We start from the raw sequence: 19,154 nt of genomic DNA on the forward strand, positions 1-19,154 counted from the left end.
GACCAGACATGACAAGAGAAGTGCCCCTTCGTTTTGCGGAGTTCATGTCACAGGGGCCATGATGAAGCGCGTTCGGAACACGAGTACGGGGCGTCGGGCCCGCCCGGCCAAGCCGGCTGCCAAGCGCGCCGGTACAAGTAAGGCGCCTGCTGCAAAGGCGGTCTCGAAAGCATCGCGCCCGACGGCGAAGGCTGCGGCGCCGGTCAAGGAGCGCGCGAAGGCGCGGCCGCTGAAAAAGCACGTTCCTCAGGTCACGGCGATGGCAGGGGGGCAGCGGAGCGCGGCCAAGGCCAAACATCGAAAGCCCGAGGCAGCAAAGCTCGCTCCAGCAATGGCGCCGGGCCCGGGCGTGGTCGAGGCGGCGCTCGCGGTGTTCGCCCACGAGGTCCGCACCCCTCTGACCGGAATTCTCGCGATCAGCGATCTGCTCGCCACCTCCGAGCTCGGCGAGCGCGAGCGGCGCTGGGTGGACACGATCAAGGCCGGCGCGGAGCATCTCTCGAGCCTGGCGACGCTGTTCGTCGATGCCGCAAAGGACGAGACCACCGGGGCGCTGCTGCGGGAGGATCTGTTCGATCTGCGCGTGCTGGCGCGGGCCGCGGGGGACTCGCTGGCGGGCCGGGCCGCGGCCAAGGGGCTGGAGGCCAAGGTCGAGGTCTCCGACGCCTTGCCAGGGCTCGTCGTCGGCGATCCCGTGCGCCTGCGCGCCGCGCTCGAGAACCTGATCGACAATGCGGTGAAGTTCACCGAGCAGGGCGGGGTGGCGCTGGGGATCGCGCTGGCCGGCAAGGCAGGTCGGGGCAAGGCGTCGCGGAGCCCGGCCAAGGGCAGGGTCGCCGTGGCCTTCCATATCTCGGATTCCGGCATCGGCCTGACCCTGCAGGAGATCAAGCGGCTGTTCCGGCCGTTCAGCCAGGCCAATGTCTCGATCGCCTCGCGGTTCGGCGGCGCCGGGCTTGGCCTGTCCTCTGTGCGGCAGCTGGCGCGCGCCATGGGAGGCGACGTCGCGGTGGAGCCGCACGAGGGCGGCGGCACGACCTTCACGCTGACGGTGACGCTGACAGTGGCGGCGACGCCGCGGGCCACGGCGGCCGGCGGCGAGGACGGCGTCACCCTGGCGCCGACGCGGCCGCTGCGCATCCTCGGCGTCGAGGACAATCCGTTCGGCCGCGTCGTGCTCAACACCATCCTGAACGAGCTCGGCCATCAGGCCGAGTTCATCGGCCGCGGCGAGGCCGCGCCCGAACGCATCGCGTCCGGCCACTACGACGCCGTGCTGATGGACATGGTGCTGCCGGGCATCAACGGCATCGAGGCGATCGCGCAGATCCGCGCCCTCGACGCGCCGCATGGCGACATCCCGATCATCGGGGTGTCCGGGCGCGGCGAGGACGAGACGGCATCGCGCGCCGCAGGCGCGGACGCGTTCCTGCTCAAGCCCGTTTCGCCGCGGGCTCTAGCGACTGCGCTTCTTGCAGCGACACACCGCGCGGGAGCCGCGACTTGATGATCGACGCGTTCAACTCGCCGCCATACACGAAGATCGCGGCGATGAAATACAGGAACACCAGCGCGATGATCACCGAGGCGAGCCCCGCATACATCGTCACGTAGTTGTTGGCGAAACGCGCCAGATACTGGCCGAACACGATGCCCGACACCAGCGAGGCGACGAAAGTGAAGACGATGCCGGGCATGATCTGCATGAAGCTGCGGCGGCCCGCCGGCAGCCAGGCGTGCAGGATGAACAGCGCGACGATCAGCGCGCTGATGGTGATGCCGTAGCGCGTCAGGTTGACGAAGCTCTCATTGGCCTCGACCGCCAGCGGCAAGTAGCGTCGGGCGGTCGCCAGCATCAGCGGGCCGAGCACGATCAGGAACGACATCGCGAGTGCCGTCACGGCGGCGACCAGCGTGTAGCCGATCGATTCCAGCCGCAGCCAGTACCAGCGGCGCTGCTCGATCACCCCGTAGGCGCGGTTGAGCGCGACCCGCAGCGCCTCGACGCCGTTCGAGGCGAAGTAGACCGCGAGCACGGCGCCGATGGTCAGCGCATCGGTCCGGGTCGTGGTCAGGACATCGTGGATCTCGCCGGTCAACGCGTCCGCCACCTGGGCCGGCCAGGTCTCGAGGATCAGGGTGGCGGCCTGGTCGGCGAGGTCCTTGGAGCCGAGGAAGCCCGCCAGCGAGGTCAGGACGATCAGGAAAGGAAACAGCGCCATCAGGGTCGAGAGCGCGATATGGCTCGCGATCGCCCAGCCGTCATCGGCGAGGAACGTGTAGAACGCATCCATGACGACGTGGAAGATGTAGCGAAGCGCCTTCACCTGTCCCTGCACTCCGCAACATTTTTGGGTTCATACCATCCAATAATACGGTCCCGAAAGCCAGCGGTTGCAGGGCCGGATGCGGCGATCCGGCATGGCGCTCCTGCGTCGGCGGTGTTATCTAGCCCAAATGGCTTCACTCCTCGGTAAATTCATCCTTCCGATCGCCGTTGGCGCGGTCGCCCTGGTGCTGTTTCTCGGCCTGGTCAACATGACGCGCGGCGGCTCGCCCAACCTGTCGCAGAAGCTGATGCGCTGGCGGGTGATCCTGCAGTTCGTGGCGATCGTCATTGCCATGGCGACGATCTGGGCCATGGGACACTGAAAATGGGCGCTGAGACGGGACGCTGAGACGTCGAGACAAGGATATTGAGATTTCAGCATGGTGGTTCTGAATCGCATCTACACGCGGACCGGCGACGACGGCACGACGGCGCTCGGCAACGGCGAGCGCCGGCCGAAGTTTGATCTGCGCGTCTCCGCCTATGGAACCGTCGATGAGACCAACGCCGCGATCGGGGTGGTGCGGCTGCATCTGGCCGACGCGCCCGAGATCGATGCGATGCTCGGCCTGATCCAGAACGACCTGTTCGACCTCGGCGCGGATCTGGCGGTGCCTCAGCGCGAGGGCAAGGCGGAGCGGCTGCGCGTCGTGGCGAGCCAGGTCGATCGCCTAGAGCGCGACATCGACACGTTGAATGAGCGGCTCGCGCCGCTCACCTCGTTCGTGCTGCCCGGGGGAACTCCGGCAGCCGCGCATCTGCACGTCGCGCGCACCATTTGCCGCAGGGCGGAACGGATCATGGCGGAACTCGCTTCCCGACCGGACGAGCCGGTCAGCGAGGCTGCCATTCGTTATGTGAACCGGTTGTCGGATTTCCTGTTCGTGGCCAGCCGCGCCGCCAACCGGAACGGGGCCGGCGACGTGTTGTGGGTGCCGGGGCAAAACCGTTAACCCGGCGGCGTGCGGGGTGGCGTTTTTTCGCCCCTCGCGCGTTGACCGGGGGGTAAGGGCGCTTTAGGTTCCGCGCCCGAAAGATCAACCCCGGACAATTTAGAGCGAAAGAGGATCGATGAAGGTTCTGGTGCCGGTCAAGCGGGTGGTCGACTACAACGTCAAGGTCCGCGTCAAGAGCGACGGATCGGGCGTTGAGCTCGCCAACGTCAAGATGTCGATGAATCCGTTCGACGAGATCGCCGTCGAGGAAGCGCTGCGGCTCAAGGAAGCCGGCAAGGCAACCGAGGTCGTTGTGGTCTCGATCGGGCCTGCGCAGGCCTCGGAGACCATCCGCACTGCGCTCGCGATGGGCGCGGATCGCGGCATCCTGGTCAAGGCCGAAGGCAATGTGGAACCGCTCGCGGTCGCCAAGATCCTCAAGGCCGTCGCTCAGGAAGAGCAGCCGGGACTGATCATCCTCGGCAAGCAGGCGATCGACGACGATTCGAACCAGACCGGCCAGATGCTGGCCGCGCTGCTCGGCTGGGCGCAGGCGACCTTCGCCTCCAAGCTCGAGGTCGAAGGAAGCGACTTCAAGGTCACCCGCGAGGTCGATGGCGGCCTGCAGACCGTGAAGCTGAAGGGACCGGCGATCGTCACCACCGATCTCCGCCTCAACGAGCCGCGCTATGCGTCGCTGCCGAACATCATGAAGGCGAAGAAGAAGCCGATCGCCGAGAAGACCGCCGCCGACACCGGTGTCGATCTCACGCCGCGGCTCGAAGTGCTCAAGACCGCCGAGCCTGCGGGCCGCAAGGCCGGCGTCAAGGTGAAGGACGTCGCCGAGCTCGTTTCCAAACTCAAGACCGAGGCGGGGGTGCTCTGATGGCCACGCTGCTGATTGCTGAACACGACAATGCCGGGATCAAGGACGCGACCAACAAGGCGCTGACGGCGGCTGCCGCGCTCGGCGCCGATGTCGACGTGCTGGTCGCCGGCCAGGGCGCCAAGGGTGCGGCGGAGGCCGCCGCCAAGCTCGCCGGCGTCAAGAAGGTGCTGCTGGCCGACGATGCGGCCTACGCGCATGACCTCGCCGAGCCGCTGGCCGATCTCGTCGTCAAGCTCGCCGCCAACTACGACGCGGTCGTCGCGCCCGCGACCTCGCGCTTCAAGAACGTGATGCCGCGCATCGCCGCCCTGCTCGACGTGATGCAGGTGTCGGAGATCATCAAGGTCGTCGCGCCCGACACGTTCGAGCGGCCGATCTACGCCGGCAACGCGATCCAGACCGTGAAGTCGAAGGACGCCAAGAAGGTCATCACCGTGCGTACCTCCACGTTCGCCGCTGCGGCTGGCGAAGGCGGCAGCGCGTCGGTCGAGACGGTGGCGGCAGCCGGTGATCCGGCGCTGTCGAGCTTCGTCGGCGAGGAGGTCGCCAAGAGCGATCGTCCCGAGCTGACCTCGGCCAAGATCATCGTCTCCGGCGGCCGTGCGATGCAGAGCCGCGAGAACTTCGCCAAGTACATCGAGCCGCTCGCCGACAAGCTCGGCGCCGGCGTCGGCGCCTCGCGCGCCGCGGTCGACGCGGGCTACGCGCCGAACGACTGGCAGGTCGGCCAGACCGGCAAGGTGGTCGCTCCGGAACTCTACGTGGCGGTCGGCATTTCAGGCGCCATTCAGCATCTGGCCGGCATGAAGGACTCCAAGGTGATCGTTGCGATCAACAAGGACGAGGACGCGCCGATCTTCCAGGTCGCCGATTACGGCCTGGTAGCGGATCTTTACCAAGCGGTGCCGGAGCTGACGGACGCGCTCGGCAAGTAACGCGATGAACACCGGCCGCATGGGACCTTGGCGGCCGGTGTTCCTTCTTCAAGGGGTTGGACGGGCATCTGCAGTGCGCCGTCCCGGTGGATGACAACATGGCTCAGATCAACAAGCTCGGTGTGATCGGCGCAGGACAGATGGGCAACGGCATCGCGCACGTTGCCGCGCTGGCCGGTCTCGACGTGGTGCTCAACGACGTCACGGCCGATCGCTTGAAGTCGGGCATGGCCACCATCAACGGCAACCTGACCCGCCAGGTGGCGAAGAAGGTCATCACCGAGGAGGCTCGGGGCGATGCGCTCAAGCACATCTCGCTGACCGAAACTCTGGATGGCCTCGCCGATTGCGACCTCGTCATCGAGACCGCGATCGAGAAGGAGGACGTCAAGCGCAAGATCTTCCACGATCTCTGCGCCGTCCTGAAGCCGGAAGCAATCATCGCCTCCAACACCTCGTCGATCTCGATCACGCGGCTTGCCGCCTGCACCGACCGGCCCGAGCGCTTCATCGGCATCCACTTCATGAACCCGGTTCCGCTGATGGAGCTGGTGGAGCTGATCCGCGGCATTGCCACCGACGACGCCACCTTCGAGGCGGCCAAGGAGTTCGTCGGCCGTCTCGGCAAGCAGGTCGCCGTCTCCGAGGATTTCCCGGCCTTCATCGTCAACCGCGTGCTGCTGCCGATGATCAACGAGGCGATCTACACGCTTTACGAGGGCGTGGGGAACGTCGAGGCGATCGACGCGGCGATGAAGCTCGGCGCGCATCACCCGATGGGGCCGCTCGAGCTGGCCGATTTCATCGGCCTCGATACCTGTCTGTCGATCATGCAGGTGCTGCATGAGGGCCTCGCCGACTCCAAGTACCGGCCGTGTCCGCTGCTGGTGAAATATGTCGAGGCCGGCTGGCTTGGCCGCAAGACGCAGCGCGGCTTCTACGATTATCGCGGCCCCAAGCCGGTGCCGACCCGCTGAAACAATCCGAAACGAACGACACGCTTCGTTAAGGCTGAGCGGTTACCGTTCAGCTCAGACGAGGTATGTGCGTATGGATATGAGCTTGGTGGCTGCGGTCATGGCGCAGCAAGCGAGTGCGACCCAGCAGCAGGTCGCGACGTCGGTCTTGAAGCAGAATTTGGACGCGCAGAAGGACGCCGTCCTGACCCTGCTCGGCGGCGCCCAGCAGACGCTGTCGCTCGCCAATGTCGGCCCGGGTGTGGGCGGCAACCTCAATATCGCCGCCTGAGCGCGACGACTTCTTTTCCCTCATCCACGGTCATTCCGGGGCGATGCGGAGCATCGAACCCGGAATCCAGAGTTTGTCGGACTCATCTCGAGATTCCGGGTTCAGCCCTTAAGGGCTGCCCCGGAATGACGGCCGTGGGGATAGAAAGACCTACAGCCCTGCGGCGGCCTTCGACGTCGCGGCCTGGATCAGCTTGAGCGCGTCGGCGCTGTCCCATTCGGCCGGTCCCGCGATGGTCGCGATCTCGCAGCCATTGCCGTCGACCAGCACCGAGGTCGGCATGCCAAGCGCACGGCCGACCGCCTTCAGATCCTGGAACACCTTTGCTTTCGCGTCGCTGAAATAGGCAAGCTGCGTCAGCTTGGCGTCGGCGAGGAACGTCTTCGGCTTCTCCGGGTCGCGGGTGTCGATGTTGACCGCGACCACCTGGAAGGCGTCGCTGCCGAGCTTGGCCTGCAGCCCGTCCAGCGCCGGCATCTCCTTGCGGCAGGGCACGCACCAGGTCGCCCAGAGGTTCAACAGCACCGTCTTGCCGCGGAAATCCGACAGCTTCGCCGGCTTGCCCGCGGCATCCTCGAACGCCAGGTCCGGCAGCCGCAGCGGCGCCTTGGCGGCGGTCAGCGCCGCCACTTCGCCCTTGATCAGCGGCGCCAGCCGCGCGGCGGTGTCGACCGCGGCCTGACAGGCCTGGTCGCCGGCCGGCTTGCCCTTCAAGAACCCGCCAAAGGCCACCGCCGCAATGCCGGCCACGGCGATGACCGCCACGGCACCGGCGATCAGCACGGTTCGGCCGCGCGAGGCGGGGCGGGCAGGGGACGTCTCTGGCTTATCGTTTGTCATCTCGGGTCGGTTGCGGCTATCAGAGGCGCGAATTTCAGGGCGCACGAAACGGTGTGTCCCATCCAGACGCGGTCATCAAGGTTTAAGAGCGGCAGGCATGAGCAACAAGATGTGGGGCGGCCGGTTCACGGAACGTCCCGACGAGATCATGGAGGACATCAACGTCTCGATCGACGTCGATCGCCACCTCTACGCGCAGGACATCGCTGCGTCCAAGGCGCACGCCGCCATGCTCGCCGCCCAGGGCATCATCACCGCGGGTGATGCGAAAAATATCGGGAAGGGTCTAGACACGATCCTGTCAGAGATCACCAAGGGCTCGTTCGAATTCAAGCGCGCGCTCGAAGACATCCATATGAACGTCGAGAGCCGGCTGTCCGAGCTGATCGGCCCCGCCGCCGGCCGGCTGCACACCGCGCGCTCGCGCAACGACCAGGTCGCGACCGATTTCCGCCTGTTCGTCCGCGACACCATCGACGACATCGACGCCGCGCTGGCCGCCTACCAGCAGGCGCTCGCGACCCGCGCGCTGGAATTCGCCGGCACCGTCATGCCCGGCTTCACCCATCTGCAGACCGCCCAGCCGGTGACTTTCGGCCACCATCTCCTGGCCTATGTCGAGATGGCCGGCCGCGACCGCGGCCGCTTCCTCGACGCCCGCAAGCGCCTCAATGAATCGCCGCTGGGCGCGGCTGCGCTCGCCGGCACCTCGTTCCCGATCGACCGCCACGCCACCGCCGAAGCGCTCGGCTTCGACCGCCCGATGGCCAATTCGCTCGATGCCGTCTCCGACCGCGACTTCGTGCTGGAGACGCTCTCGGCCGCATCGATCTGCGCCGTGCATCTGTCGCGCTTCGCCGAGGAGATCGTGATCTGGACCTCGCCTTTGGTCGGCCTGATCAAACTGTCGGACAAGTTCACCACCGGCTCCTCGATCATGCCGCAGAAGCGCAATCCGGATGCCGCCGAGCTGGTCCGCGCCAAAACGGGGCGCGTCATCGGCGCGCTCAACGGGCTCCTGATCGTGATGAAGGGCCTGCCGCTCGCCTATCAGAAGGACATGCAGGAGGATAAGCAGGGCGCGATGGAGGCCTTCGCCGCGCTGTCGCTGGCGATCAGGGCCATGACCGGCATGGCGCTCGATCTGGTGCCGGACGAGGCCCGCATGAAGGCCGCCGCCGGCGAGGGCTACGCCACCGCCACCGATCTCGCCGACTGGCTGGTCCGCACCCTGAAGATGCCGTTCCGCGAGGCCCATCACGTCACGGGCCGCATCGTCGGCTTAGCGTCGAAGCAGGGCGTCGCGCTGCACGAGCTGCCGCTGAAGGCGATGCAGGAGGTCGAGCCGAAGATCACCGCCGACGTGCTCGGCGTGCTGAGCGTGGAATCGTCCGTGAAGAGCCGCACCAGCTTCGGCGGCACCGCGCCGAAGAACGTGGCCTCCCAGGCCAAGGCCTGGCTGAAGCGGCTGGAAAAACAGCGAAAGTAGGGCCCGGCCCCGAGATTTGATCGCCCCAATTTGATCTCCCTGGCGTGGCACTCCGGCACTCGTCAGGGCGGATCAACCTCTGTATGGTGCCGCCCGCATGGGGATTCCACACGTGAATAGCGCTCGCCGTCCAACCTCCGCCGCCCGGATCGTTCTCGTCCTGGGCGCTTCCGCGCTGCTGCTGGCCGCCTGCGGCCGCAAGGGCCCGTTGGACCTGCCCGCCAATTCCCCGCCGGCGCCCCAGCTCTCGGCTGCCCCGACCGACACCGCGACCGAGGCCGCCAACAAGCCCGGCCTGTTCAACTCCGGCTACGGCGCCGACGGCGCCCCGGCCGCCGCCCGCGGCCAGAAGAAATCCTTCGTCCTGGATCCGCTGCTGGACAGCAAATAAGCCTTCGGCTCGCGGGAGCAGTTTCCCTTCGCTACAGTCCCGCTCTCCATGATTTCGTCATTCCGGGGCATTCGCGCGCAGCGCGAATGAGCCCGGAATCCATAGCCACAGGCCGCTGCGGCGTGGCGAGCCGGCAACTCCGAGCGTGCCCCACACGGCATCCTGGGGTTATGGGTTCCGGGCTCGCGCTTCGCGCGCCCCGGAACGACATCGAATGCGATCGCCCGCGCCTGGATGCGCGGAGCTGCGGGACACCCTCCAGGGAGGGTGGCAGCGCGGGTTTGACATTCCACCCCATTTCCCGGCAATTCGCCGCCACAATCACCCTTTTCGCAGCCCCGCGCGCGGACCAAAACCCATGAACCATTTCGACTACCGCGACGGCGTGCTGCACGCCGAGGCCGTCAATCTCGCTGATCTTGCAGCCCAGGTCGGCACCCCCTTCTACTGCTACTCCACCGCTACCCTGGAGCGGCACTACCGCGTGTTCGCGGACGCCTTCGCCGGCCAGGACGTGCTGATCTGCTACGCGATGAAGGCCAATTCCAACCAGTCGGTGCTGCGCACGCTCGCCAAGTGTGGGGCCGGCGCCGACGTCGTCTCCGGCGGAGAGCTGAAGCGCGCGCTGGCGGCCGGCATCCCGTCGCGGAAAATCGTGTTCTCCGGCGTCGGCAAGACCGAGGCCGAGCTGCGCGCCGCGCTCGCCGCCGACATCCACTGCCTCAACATCGAATCCGAGCCCGAGCTCGACCTGCTGGCGCGGCTCGCCGTCGAGACCGGCCACACCGCCCGCATCTCCATCCGCGTCAACCCGGACGTCGATGCCGGCACGCACGCCAAGATCTCGACCGGCAAGTCGGAGAACAAGTTCGGCATCCCGCTGGACCACGCCCGCAAGGTCTACGCCCGCGCCGCCAAGATGCCGGGCATCAAGGTCACCGGCGTCGACGTCCATATCGGCAGCCAGATCACCGATCTCGGCCCGATGGAGACCGCCTTCCGCATATTGACTGAATTCGTGCAGACCCTGCGCGCCGACGGCCACGACATCTCCCATGTCGATTTCGGCGGCGGCCTCGGCATCCCCTATCACATGGACCGCGCCGTGCCGCCGGAGCCCGCAGCCTATGCCGCGATGGTCAAGCGCATCTCGCACAATCTCGGCTGCACCCTGATGTTCGAGCCCGGCCGCATGATCGTCGGCAATGCCGGTATCCTGGTTGCCAAGGTGATCTATGTGAAGCACGGCGAGGCCAAGAACTTCGTCATCATCGACGCCGCGATGAACGACCTGATCCGCCCGACGCTCTACGAGGCGCATCACGACATTCTCCCCGTCAAGCAGCCCGCGCCGAACGCGCCGGCCTTCGTGGCCGACGTCGTCGGCCCGGTCTGCGAAAGCGGCGACTACCTCGCGCTCGACCGCGCGCTGCCGGAGCCCAAGCCGGGCGATCTCTTGGCCATCATGACCGCAGGCGCCTACGGCGCCGTGCAGGCCTGCACCTACAACACCCGCGCTCTGGTGCCCGAGGTGCTCGTCAAGGGCGACCAATCCGCCGTGATCCGCCCGCGCATCGAGGTCGAGCAACTGATCGCGATGGACACCCCGGCGCCGTGGCTGTGAGGGGCGCTATCGCCCCGACACCTTACCCGCGCTGTTGCGCTCGCCTGTCTCCACAACGTCATGCCCGGGCTTGTCCCGGGCATCCACGTCCATCCGAGCGCGCAGAGCGACGTGGATGGCCGGGACAAGCCCGGCCATGACGGAGTAACTGATAAGCAGGTCGTTCGGCGCACCAGCATAGATCGTCGTGACTGCCACGATCCTCCTGCCGAGTTGTTACTCACACTGCTTCGTAAGCCGCGATCCTCTCTATTTCAGGCGCGAGCGTGTCTTCCGCTGTTTCGAGATCGTATCGCGCCTGCATATTCACCCAGAATGCACCGCCGGTCTTGAAGAATTTGCCGAGCCGCAGCGCGGTGTCGGCCGTCACCGGTTTCTCTTCACGCGCAATGCGCTCGATCCGGGTGCGCGGTACGTTCAGCGCGGCGGCGACCGCATAGGGCGTGAGCTTGAGCGGAACGAGGAACTCCTCCCGCAGGATTTCACCGGGATGAACCGGCGGCAGCTTCTTCGCCATCTGCGTTCTCGCATGTCTGTGGCCACATCGGACTTGTTCCGGCGCTCGGGGGCAAGGCTGACGGCCGCAGCCTGGTTTGCTTATTGACCATGGTGATTTTAGTTTAACCCGGATCAGGCGCCTCCGCGAGATCGCGTTCCCTGGTCGATTCCCGACCTGATCGGTCACACTGTTCTGCGAGGACCCCCACCCATGAGCATCCGCGTCGGCATCGTCGGCATCTCCGGTTTTGGCGGCGGCGAGGCGATGCGCCTGGTCGCGGGGCATCCCGCATTCGAGCTGGTCTACGCCGCGGGCGAGGGCAGCGCCGGCCAGCGTCTGGCGCAGCGCTTCCCCGGCGTGCCCGCAAAACTCGCCGATCTCGTGATCGAGAAGTGGGACCCCGCGCGCCTGCCGCCGCTCGACGTGCTGTTCGCCTCGCTCCCGACCGGCGCCTCGCGCGAGGCGCTGGCGCGCGTGCCGGGCCACGTGAAGATCGTCGACATCGGCGGCGACCACCGCTACGCCGACGGCTGGACCTACGGCCTCGCCGACGTCTGGCCCGGCGAGATCGCGGGCCAGACCCGCATCGCCAATCCCGGCTGCTTCCCGGCGGCGGCGCTGACCCCGCTGGCGCCGCTGCTCGCCGCAAAACTGATCTCGCCCGAGAACATCGTGATCGATGCCAAGACCGGCATCTCCGGCGCCGGCCGCGGCGGCGACAGCAAATTCGGCTACGCCGAGAGCAACGAGAACCTGATCCCCTACGGCCTGCTCAGGCACGTCCACATGCCCGAGATCGAAAGCACGATCGCGCGCCTCGGCGGCGGCAGCGCCACCGGCCTCGTGTTCACGCCGCATCTGGTGCCGATGACCCGCGGCATCCTCGCCACCATCTACGCCCGCGGCCGCGCCACCGCGGCGCAATGCCTCGACGCCGCCCGCCGCTTCTACGCCAACAGTGCCTTCGTCCGCGTCACCGACACGCCGCCGCAGACCAAATGGGCCACCGGCTCCAACCTCGCCTTCGTCAGCTACGCCGCCGACTCCGAGCGCAACCTGGTGATCGCGCTCGGCGTCGTCGACAATCTCGGCAAGGGCGCCGCCGGGCAGGCGGTGCAGAATGCGAACCTGATGTGCGGGCTGCCGGAGACGGCGGGGCTGGAGGGGGCGCCGGTTTGGCCGTGAACCTCTGCTAGCTAGGCACCTTAGTTCGTGCGCAGCTCTTTTGCTGCCTTACCCAAATGGTAACGAACGCATTCGCCCCATGAAGCCGGATCCTCAGTCAGCTAACTTGCGTTGATCCAATTGTCCAGCGCCGGAGGACGAGCCCTGTGGGGGTAACGACGGGCGAGTCGTCGTACGAAGTCTCTTCGAGATTGAATCAGGCCTGATCGAGCGCCCTTCTGGCCAAACATCGCCACCTCCATTTGGCTAAGGACTGCAAGCGACAACAAGTACGCACTGAGTGCGTTGGGGCGCATCGAAATAGAGCTATAGCTAAATGGGTATTGGTGATCATCTTGAAACGCAAGATCGATATCTCGAGCGACACCCTTGCTCGGTGACGGAGCGCAGATGGTCTCGCCTCCAAGAACCTGCGAAAGAAATTGGATGAGTGGATCGGGATCGACGTCAATCCAGGGCGTTAGCGAGACGGGACTAAGCTGACTACTCAGTACTCTCGCTAAATGGACTACCGCTGTGCGACATGTGCAAAACGGAGTATGCAGATAAGAATACAGTACTTCATGGCTAAACACGCCAAAGAACCGTCTGATTTCAATTGGCGAGATCTCGATGGCCATACGAGCATGATTGATGTCAGTTTGACCAGCTTCAATTAGCCTTGGTAATGTCGCTTCTTTTGCCGTTTTCATTAGGTTCAAATATGATTTTGTAAGATTGGGCCTCTGGCGAACGAATGCCATCTTGCTCCTGCGCCGAAGCGGGCCGCCTGAGAGGATGCTGACAATGAAGCCGCGCTGTTCGAAGCCTTGCGTGACCGCGAAGGTGAACGAAGCTCTTGCAACTTGATCAAGAATTTGAATGCGGTTGCCTGCGTGAACTACGCAATGAGAGAGTGCAATTGAGACAAACGTCTCGCCCGATGCGCCAACGTTTATTAGTCTTCGAATTACCTTATCTAAGGCCTCTCGATATTGCATCTCGGACATAACAAGATATTCGAGTGCCCGCGAGAAGAAAACGATAGCATTTGCTGCTTCGTAGTTTGAATTGTGCGTGGCTTCGACCAAATTCACCAGCTCTGAGACCGCTTCTTGAATCTTTCTAGGTTCTCGAAATGTAAACATTTGCAAAGATAGATGGTTCACAACATCCATCTCGCCGTTGATTATCCTAGGGCTTAGCTTTCTTATCAATTCTACGGTCGAGTCGATCTGTGCGTTCGCGTATCGCGCGTAAAAGTACTCTAGGAACGTTCTATGTGTGAACTTAAATACATCTGCCCCGATCTCGGAAAGTACCCAGGCTCGTCCAGTAAGAAAGTCTACTAACGATTTTGAGACTTGGACGCTCTTGGCCTTTTCTTCATACCACCGAGAGAAGTACGACTTGACCTTGGCAAATAACCAATCCTTCGAAACCCCCTCTTCTAGTTCGGGTCTACCGAAAATTTCATTGGCTAAGAACCCAAAGAGATCTATTAGTTCAAAGTCAGATGGAATCCCAAACAGAATGCCGCGGTTTTGGTCCCATCTTTCGAACATAAGGGTCGCGCACTCTTTGTAGATTTCTGGTCGATTGGCGGGCACGTCGCCTTTGATCGCATAAAGCCAAACCATAAGAGCAAGCATGAGTGGGTTAACACGCAGGTCGCTCGCGTTCTTTGATGTTTGGTCGAGAAAGCTCGTTACCTCCCGGTCTACCGAGCTTTCTTTTACTCCCTTGATAACCGCGAGCGACTTCCGGCTGTAGCTTGAGATTTGCTCGGGGCCGAACTCGGCCAACGACAAGCATTCATACTGAGGGTCAAGAGGTGCGTCCATGTAGCCGACAAAACGTGAGGTGACGACTATCGACGCTGCAGGAAATGTGTTTGCGAACTGCTCAATTAGCTCTACGTATTCGCGTCTTGTCTTGATGCTGAGGACCTCGTCCAGTCCATCGAAGAGTACGACTGCCGTTCCACTAATGAGGGAGTATCTTACAAACTCTTCGATCTCTTGTCTTTCGTCGTTCAGTAAATCTTGAAGATCCTCAATGATTGATTCCAATATAGATAGATTGGGGTTTTGTCGTTTTCGGGTTTCGAATGCTCTCAAGACGAGGCGAAGTGGTACTCTTTGTCGAGCGGGATCTATACCTTTTCGTTCAAAGTGTTCGATTGAAAGCGAAACAAATCGTGCAAACTCAAAGCAAATATGCTGAACTGTAGTTGACTTTCCACCTCCCGGGTCGCCAAGGATCACTGTCCGTCGTAAGGTATTGCGTAGCTCTCCGTAGCCAATTTCAAAAGCGTCTTGGTTGGATTCTGTGTTGACGCTTTTCTTGCCAGTTCGCTTTGGTATTGAAAGTTCGTCGTAGTTAAGGCGAGTGAAGCGGGGCTCAATAAACAGTTTTGATACGGAGTATTTGCGTGCGCCGCGGGTGGTTTCGACTGTAATGTATCGATGCTTAGCTTCGATTTGTTTGCAAAGCTTTAGGCGGATTTCATCGATTCGGGGCTTGGATAAGTTCCTGCGGGCATTGAAGATCTGTATTTCGTTTACGGTCTTCAAGAGGCTGTCGACTTTATAGCAAATCGCATTCGATTTCGCTGCAATAGAAGATAGTAGCTCGCCTTCGCTCGATAGCATGTTGTATTGAGCCCTAACTGCTGTCTCGAGGGCTTGGAAAAGCTGGGCTGGAAAGTCTTTGAACTCCGGAGTGGTTTTGTAATTTTCTATCACGGCGTCGAATATGTGCTTTGCAGCACCGCTGTCGCCGCCTTTCAAGACTGTTTCCGTTATGACTTCTGGAAATGCGGACCGATTTAGCTCGCTCAGAAAATCGTCGAGCCGCTTTGTGTTCGATTCGAAGCGATTGGCTATGATGACTTGAACGTCATCGATGGCTTGTTTGAAGCGTTTAGCTTGCTCATCTTTCGGATTGACTAGTGCGCGTTCTATTGCTTGACGGCGCTGAACAGAGACGAGGCTGCCGCCGACGATTCTGGTCAGGCCGCCGTAAACAATATTTGAAACTACACCGATTGCGATGTCTGCGCCGATCATACCTGAGTCCGATGAATTCGATTGATATGGAATCGAATACAACAAAAGGTAGAAAGCCGGATAGGTCAATGCTCTGGACAGAGGCAATTCGCAGTTTTCGTCAGGAGATTTGACGGCAGTTGCTTTGGCGAGTGTGACGGTTTTAGGAGGTCGTTGGATATGCTGCGGTGCGGCGACTTGACGGTGATCATCTCGGCGCGGTGACGGATGAAAACGTCTTCGATGCCGCCGAAGAACGGCTCGCAGCAAGGGAGTCGGCGCTACACCCGGAATTTTGTCTTGCGCTTTATCCGAAATCATGCTCTACTCCCCACATCCCGTCCCGCTGAGGGGGCGCTTCGCGATCGTCACGGACGTCGGGTGCGGGATGCGGTGGGCGCATGGGGACGCAGCGCGGGCTTGCTCGCGCGGACGAACGATCCCGGTGCGACGAGGAAGTCGCGTGGTTCTGGCATCCCGGTGCTGATGCCAAGTGGGCGAGGACGTGTCGTCCGCGACGGGGCCAACAAGCCGGTCCCCGGGAAGAGCGCGTATAATTCGTAACACCATCGCGCAGGGAAGGCCGGGTGATCCCGGCTGAGCCTGTGGTTCTGCCGCGTGCTTATTTGTTGCACGCGGACCGCAGGTGCCAGTCGGCACCTGGCCTTCCCTGCGCCCTCTGTTTGAGGAGGGTGAGATGTCGGGCATCACTCGGGCGCGGATCGCGTCGCGGGAGCGATGGGGCTTGGCTTGCGCAAGGTGTCTCCGCGGGATGGTTGGTCGTGTGTCTCGTGATGTTCGCCACGGGCGTCATTGCGAGCGGAGCGAAGCAATCCAGGGTCACGCGCGCAGCCCCTGGATTGCTTCGCTGCGCTCGCAATGACGGAGATTGGGGCGGACGCCTGTGCCATACCTTCGGGCGCCACACCCGTAACTCCCCGGGAACCGGCCCGGTCACACTCCCGTGTGGACGGCCTGCGCAGGCGGGAAAGTCTTGGCACGGTGCGTGCCTCATGGATGCCTTTGTGGTAGGGTGAACATCCGGGCAACCTGGAGAGACTGTTGAGCGGCCTCACGAACGAGCCGGCCTCGCCGGCAAGCAGCACTCCCGATCGGCTTTCCAGCGATGCCCTCGCGCGGCTGAAGCTGACGCAGGCGCTGAAGCGGGCGCGGTATGCCATCGCCTGGGAGCGCGGCTGGCCGCATCTGGCGCGGCTGCTGATGGTCATCGGCCTGTTCCTGATCGTGTCCTGGGCCGGATTATGGCTCGGCCTGCCGTTCGCGGCGCGCATGATCGGCGTGTCGCTGTTTCTGCTGCTTTTGCTCGGCGCAGCCGTTCCGATGCTCAGATATCGCTGGCCGAGCCGCGAGGAGGGCCTGTCGCGGCTCGATCGCGGCTCCGGCATCGCGCATCGCCCGGCCACCGCGCTCACCGACACCCTCACCAGCAAGGATCCGATCGCGCAGGCGCTGTGGCAGGCGCAGCGCGAGCGCACGCTCGCCTCGGTCAAGCGCATCCGCGCCGGCACGCCGCGGCCGCGGCTGTTGCTGCACGATCCCTGGGCGGTGCGCGCGCTGGTCGTCGTGCTGCTGGTCGCCACCTATTTTGCCGCCGGCGACGAGCGGCCGATGCGCGTGGCGTCCGCGTTCGACTGGAACGGCGTGATGACGCCGGTCGCGATCCGCGTCGATGCCTGGGTCAAGCCGCCGCTCTATACCGCGAAGCCGCCGATCATCCTCTCCGCCGCCAACAAGGAAGGCGCGGTGCCGGCGAACGGCCCGATCGTGGTGCCCGCGGGCTCGACCCTGATCATTCGCTCCAGCGGCGGCACGCTCGACGTCATCACCGGCGGCGGCGTCACCGAGGCCGCGGCGAACGAGGTCGCCGCCGGCGAAGCCGCGCCGAAGGGCACCACCGAGAAGCATTATGTCATCAAGTCCGACGGCACGGTGCATGTGCGCGCGCCGGCCGGCCAGCCGCAATGGGTGTTCGCGGCGACGCCGGACAAGCCGCCGGTCATCAGCATGGCCAAGGACCCCGAGCGCCAGGCGCGGGGATCGCTGAAACTGTCCTACAAGATCGAGGATGATTACGGCGTCACCGAAGCCCGCGCCAAGGTCGCCGCGCGTGCCGCCGAGACCAAGCCGGATGCGCAAACGGCGCGGCCGCTGTTCCAGCCGCCGGAGTTTCCGCTGGTGCTGCCGAACGCGCGCACCCGCAACGGCCTCGGCCAGACCGTCAAGGACCTGAGCGAGGACCCCTATGCCGGCGCCGACGTCACGCTGACCCTGACCGCCAAGGACGAGGCCGGCAACGAGGGCAAGAGCGAACCGTTCGAGACCAAGCTGCCGGAGCGGCTGTTCACAAAACCTTTGGCGCGGGCGCTGATCGAGCAGCGCCGGATCCTGGCGCTCGACGGCAACCGCAATGCCGACGTGTTCACCGCGCTCGATGCGCTGGCGATCGCCCCCGAGCTGTTCTCGCCGGAGCTCGGCCAGTATCTCGGCCTGCGCGCGGTGACACGCCAGCTCGAGGCCGCGCGCACCGACGATGCGCTGCGCGAGGTCGTCGCGAATCTCTGGGCGCTCGCGGTCACGATCGAGGACGGCAACATCTCTGACGTCGACAAGGCGCTGCGCGCGGCGCAGGACGCGCTGAAGCAGGCGCTGGAGCGCGGCGCCAGCGACGAGGAGATCAAGAAGCTCGCCGAGGATCTGCGCAAGGCGATGGACAACTACATGCGCCAGCTCGCCGAGCAGCTGCGCAACAACCCGCAGATGGCGCAGCGGCCGCTCGACCAGAACACCAAGGTGCTGCGCCAGCAGGACCTGCAGAACATGATCGACCGCATGGAGCGGCTGTCGCGCCAGGGCGACAAGGAGGGCGCGCGCGAGCTGCTCGAGCAGCTGCAGCAGATGCTGGAGAATCTGCAGATGGCGCAGCCCGGCCAGGGCGGCGACCAGGACATGGAGCAGGCGCTCAACGAGCTCGGCGACATGATCCGCAAGCAGCAGCAGCTCCGCGACAAGACCTTCAAGCAGGGCCAGGACTCCCGGCGCAACCGCGGCAAGAATCAGCAGGGCCAGCAGGGTGACCAGGACCCAAGCATGGGCGACCTGCAGCAGGACCAGCAGGCGCTGCGCGACCGGCTGAAGCAGTTGCAGGAGCAGCTCGCCAAGCGCGGCATGGGCCAGAAGGGCGAAAAGGGACAGAAGGGTCAGAAAGGCCAGAAGGGGCAGCAGGGCCAGCAGGGCGATCCCGGTGATCAGGGCGAGCAGGGCGATGCCGGCGACGGGCTCGACGAGGCCGACGGCGCGATGGGCGATGCCGGCAGCCAGCTCGGCGACAGCAACGCCGACGGTGCCGTGGAATCGCAGGGCAAGGCGCTCGATGCGCTGCGCAAGGGCGCGCAGAGCCTCGCCGAGGCGATGCAGCAGGGCGACGGCGACCAGCCTGGCGACGGCCCCGGTCAGCGCGCCGGCCGCCAGCAGGGCGCGCAGCAGACCGATCCGCTGGGACGTCCGATGCATCCGGGCCGCGACATCGACGATTTCTCGCAGAAGATTCCAGGCGAGATCGACGTCCAGCGCGTGAGGCGCATTCTGGAAGAACTGCGCCGCCGCCTCGGCGATCAGTCTCGGCCGCAGGTCGAGCTCGACTACATCGAGCGGCTGCTGAAGGACTATTAGAGCATGATCCGGAAAAGTGGAAACCGGTTTTCCGAAAAGATCATGCTCAAACAAAAAGATAAGATCATGAT

16 protein-coding genes are annotated in these 19,154 nt (G+C 64.0%); 12 read left to right on the forward strand and 4 right to left on the reverse strand.

The window, feature by feature from the left end; translation table 11 throughout:
- Positions 1 to 331: 331 nt before the first annotated feature.
- The gene (locus ACQR1L_RS21085) at positions 332 to 1,507 is read left to right on the forward strand and encodes an ATP-binding protein (RefSeq protein ID WP_434859835.1); all 1,176 of its coding nucleotides are present in this window, start codon (positions 332 to 334) and stop codon (positions 1,505 to 1,507) included.
- Here the strand turns inward: ACQR1L_RS21085 and ACQR1L_RS21090 are convergent.
- The gene (locus ACQR1L_RS21090; RefSeq protein ID WP_434859836.1) at positions 1,434 to 2,327 is read right to left on the reverse strand and encodes a YihY/virulence factor BrkB family protein; all 894 of its coding nucleotides are present in this window, start codon (positions 2,325 to 2,327) and stop codon (positions 1,434 to 1,436) included. The genes ACQR1L_RS21085 and ACQR1L_RS21090 overlap by 74 nt on opposite strands.
- A gap of 130 nt (positions 2,328 to 2,457) precedes the next feature.
- Between ACQR1L_RS21090 and ACQR1L_RS21095 the strand changes: the two genes are divergently transcribed.
- From ACQR1L_RS21095 to ACQR1L_RS21120, 6 genes are all read left to right on the forward strand, one after another.
- Positions 2,458 to 2,652 carry a twin transmembrane helix small protein gene (locus ACQR1L_RS21095; protein WP_434859895.1) on the forward strand — a complete coding sequence of 65 codons (195 nt, stop codon included), beginning with the start codon at positions 2,458 to 2,460 and terminating at the stop codon, positions 2,650 to 2,652.
- A 57-nt stretch (positions 2,653 to 2,709) separates the two neighbouring features.
- The gene (locus tag ACQR1L_RS21100) at positions 2,710 to 3,282 is read left to right on the forward strand and encodes a cob(I)yrinic acid a,c-diamide adenosyltransferase (RefSeq protein ID WP_434859837.1); all 573 of its coding nucleotides are present in this window, start codon (positions 2,710 to 2,712) and stop codon (positions 3,280 to 3,282) included.
- Positions 3,283 to 3,400: 118 nt separating this feature from the next.
- Positions 3,401 to 4,150: an electron transfer flavoprotein subunit beta/FixA family protein gene (locus ACQR1L_RS21105; RefSeq protein ID WP_008964844.1), complete on the forward strand. Its 750-nt coding sequence runs from the start codon at positions 3,401 to 3,403 to the stop codon at positions 4,148 to 4,150.
- Positions 4,150 to 5,088 (forward strand): electron transfer flavoprotein subunit alpha/FixB family protein, encoded by a 939-nt coding sequence (locus ACQR1L_RS21110; protein ID WP_434859838.1) that lies wholly within the window; start codon positions 4,150 to 4,152, stop codon positions 5,086 to 5,088. The genes ACQR1L_RS21105 and ACQR1L_RS21110 overlap by 1 nt, the downstream gene beginning before the upstream one ends.
- A 98-nt stretch (positions 5,089 to 5,186) precedes the next feature.
- Positions 5,187 to 6,065 carry a 3-hydroxybutyryl-CoA dehydrogenase gene (locus tag ACQR1L_RS21115; RefSeq protein ID WP_434859839.1) on the forward strand — a complete coding sequence of 293 codons (879 nt, stop codon included), beginning with the start codon at positions 5,187 to 5,189 and terminating at the stop codon, positions 6,063 to 6,065.
- Positions 6,066 to 6,138: 73 nt separating this feature from the next.
- The gene (locus tag ACQR1L_RS21120; RefSeq protein WP_172111345.1) at positions 6,139 to 6,336 is read left to right on the forward strand and encodes a putative motility protein; all 198 of its coding nucleotides are present in this window, start codon (positions 6,139 to 6,141) and stop codon (positions 6,334 to 6,336) included.
- 150 nt (positions 6,337 to 6,486) lie between these two features.
- Here ACQR1L_RS21120 and tlpA read toward each other — a convergent pair whose 3' ends face one another.
- A complete protein-coding gene (gene tlpA, locus ACQR1L_RS21125; RefSeq protein WP_434859840.1) occupies positions 6,487 to 7,176 on the reverse strand; it encodes a thiol:disulfide interchange protein TlpA in 690 nt (229 codons plus the stop codon).
- A gap of 97 nt (positions 7,177 to 7,273) precedes the next feature.
- Between tlpA and argH the strand changes: the two genes are divergently transcribed.
- The 3 genes from argH (at position 7,274) to lysA (ending at position 10,680) form a co-directional block, all read left to right on the forward strand.
- Complete coding sequence (gene argH, locus ACQR1L_RS21130; protein ID WP_434859841.1) at positions 7,274 to 8,665, forward strand: argininosuccinate lyase; 1,392 nt, start codon at positions 7,274 to 7,276, stop codon at positions 8,663 to 8,665.
- Between the two features lie 112 nt (positions 8,666 to 8,777).
- Positions 8,778 to 9,056, forward strand: a complete 279-nt coding sequence (gene lptM, locus ACQR1L_RS21135) for an LPS translocon maturation chaperone LptM (RefSeq protein ID WP_434859842.1) — start codon at positions 8,778 to 8,780, stop codon at positions 9,054 to 9,056.
- 358 nt (positions 9,057 to 9,414) lie between these two features.
- Positions 9,415 to 10,680, forward strand: a complete 1,266-nt coding sequence (gene lysA, locus ACQR1L_RS21140; protein WP_434859843.1) for a diaminopimelate decarboxylase — start codon at positions 9,415 to 9,417, stop codon at positions 10,678 to 10,680.
- A 220-nt stretch (positions 10,681 to 10,900) separates the two neighbouring features.
- On the opposite strand, the gene ACQR1L_RS21145 is transcribed toward lysA, so the two are convergent.
- Positions 10,901 to 11,197 carry a HigA family addiction module antitoxin gene (locus ACQR1L_RS21145; RefSeq protein WP_434859844.1) on the reverse strand — a complete coding sequence of 99 codons (297 nt, stop codon included), beginning with the start codon at positions 11,195 to 11,197 and terminating at the stop codon, positions 10,901 to 10,903.
- Between the two features lie 192 nt (positions 11,198 to 11,389).
- Here ACQR1L_RS21145 and argC point away from each other — a divergent pair, with 192 nt between their 5' ends.
- On the forward strand, positions 11,390 to 12,364 hold the full coding sequence (gene argC / locus ACQR1L_RS21150) for an N-acetyl-gamma-glutamyl-phosphate reductase (protein ID WP_434859845.1): 975 nt from the start codon (positions 11,390 to 11,392) through the stop codon (positions 12,362 to 12,364).
- A 101-nt stretch (positions 12,365 to 12,465) separates the two neighbouring features.
- Here argC and ACQR1L_RS21155 read toward each other — a convergent pair whose 3' ends face one another.
- A complete protein-coding gene (locus ACQR1L_RS21155) occupies positions 12,466 to 15,714 on the reverse strand; it encodes an NACHT domain-containing protein (RefSeq protein ID WP_434859846.1) in 3,249 nt (1,082 codons plus the stop codon).
- Positions 15,715 to 16,455: 741 nt separating this feature from the next.
- Here ACQR1L_RS21155 and ACQR1L_RS21160 point away from each other — a divergent pair.
- Positions 16,456 to 19,083 carry a TIGR02302 family protein gene (locus tag ACQR1L_RS21160; protein ID WP_434859847.1) on the forward strand — a complete coding sequence of 876 codons (2,628 nt, stop codon included), beginning with the start codon at positions 16,456 to 16,458 and terminating at the stop codon, positions 19,081 to 19,083.
- Positions 19,084 to 19,154 lie beyond the last annotated feature (71 nt).

This window comes from Bradyrhizobium sp. HKCCYLR20261 (genome assembly GCF_051168435.1).
Lineage (GTDB): Bacteria > Pseudomonadota > Alphaproteobacteria > Rhizobiales > Xanthobacteraceae > Bradyrhizobium.

What these genes read in the sequence shown, in the direction of transcription:
- tlpA (WP_434859840.1), bottom strand. Translation starts at nt 7,176, where the DNA reads ATGACAAACGATAAGCCAGAGACGTCCCCTGCCCGCCCCGCCTCGCGC.
- ACQR1L_RS21145 (WP_434859844.1), bottom strand. Translation starts at nt 11,197, where the DNA reads ATGGCGAAGAAGCTGCCGCCGGTTCATCCCGGTGAAATCCTGCGGGAG.
- argC (WP_434859845.1), top strand. Translation starts at nt 11,390, where the DNA reads ATGAGCATCCGCGTCGGCATCGTCGGCATCTCCGGTTTTGGCGGCGGC.
- argH (WP_434859841.1), top strand. Translation starts at nt 7,274, where the DNA reads ATGAGCAACAAGATGTGGGGCGGCCGGTTCACGGAACGTCCCGACGAG.
- ACQR1L_RS21115 (WP_434859839.1), top strand. Translation starts at nt 5,187, where the DNA reads ATGGCTCAGATCAACAAGCTCGGTGTGATCGGCGCAGGACAGATGGGC.
- ACQR1L_RS21095 (WP_434859895.1), top strand. Translation starts at nt 2,458, where the DNA reads ATGGCTTCACTCCTCGGTAAATTCATCCTTCCGATCGCCGTTGGCGCG.
- lysA (WP_434859843.1), top strand. Translation starts at nt 9,415, where the DNA reads ATGAACCATTTCGACTACCGCGACGGCGTGCTGCACGCCGAGGCCGTC.
- ACQR1L_RS21110 (WP_434859838.1), top strand. Translation starts at nt 4,150, where the DNA reads ATGGCCACGCTGCTGATTGCTGAACACGACAATGCCGGGATCAAGGAC.
- ACQR1L_RS21085 (WP_434859835.1), top strand. Translation starts at nt 332, where the DNA reads ATGGCGCCGGGCCCGGGCGTGGTCGAGGCGGCGCTCGCGGTGTTCGCC.
- ACQR1L_RS21155 (WP_434859846.1), bottom strand. Translation starts at nt 15,714, where the DNA reads ATGATTTCGGATAAAGCGCAAGACAAAATTCCGGGTGTAGCGCCGACT.
- ACQR1L_RS21120 (WP_172111345.1), top strand. Translation starts at nt 6,139, where the DNA reads ATGGATATGAGCTTGGTGGCTGCGGTCATGGCGCAGCAAGCGAGTGCG.
- ACQR1L_RS21105 (WP_008964844.1), top strand. Translation starts at nt 3,401, where the DNA reads ATGAAGGTTCTGGTGCCGGTCAAGCGGGTGGTCGACTACAACGTCAAG.
- ACQR1L_RS21100 (WP_434859837.1), top strand. Translation starts at nt 2,710, where the DNA reads ATGGTGGTTCTGAATCGCATCTACACGCGGACCGGCGACGACGGCACG.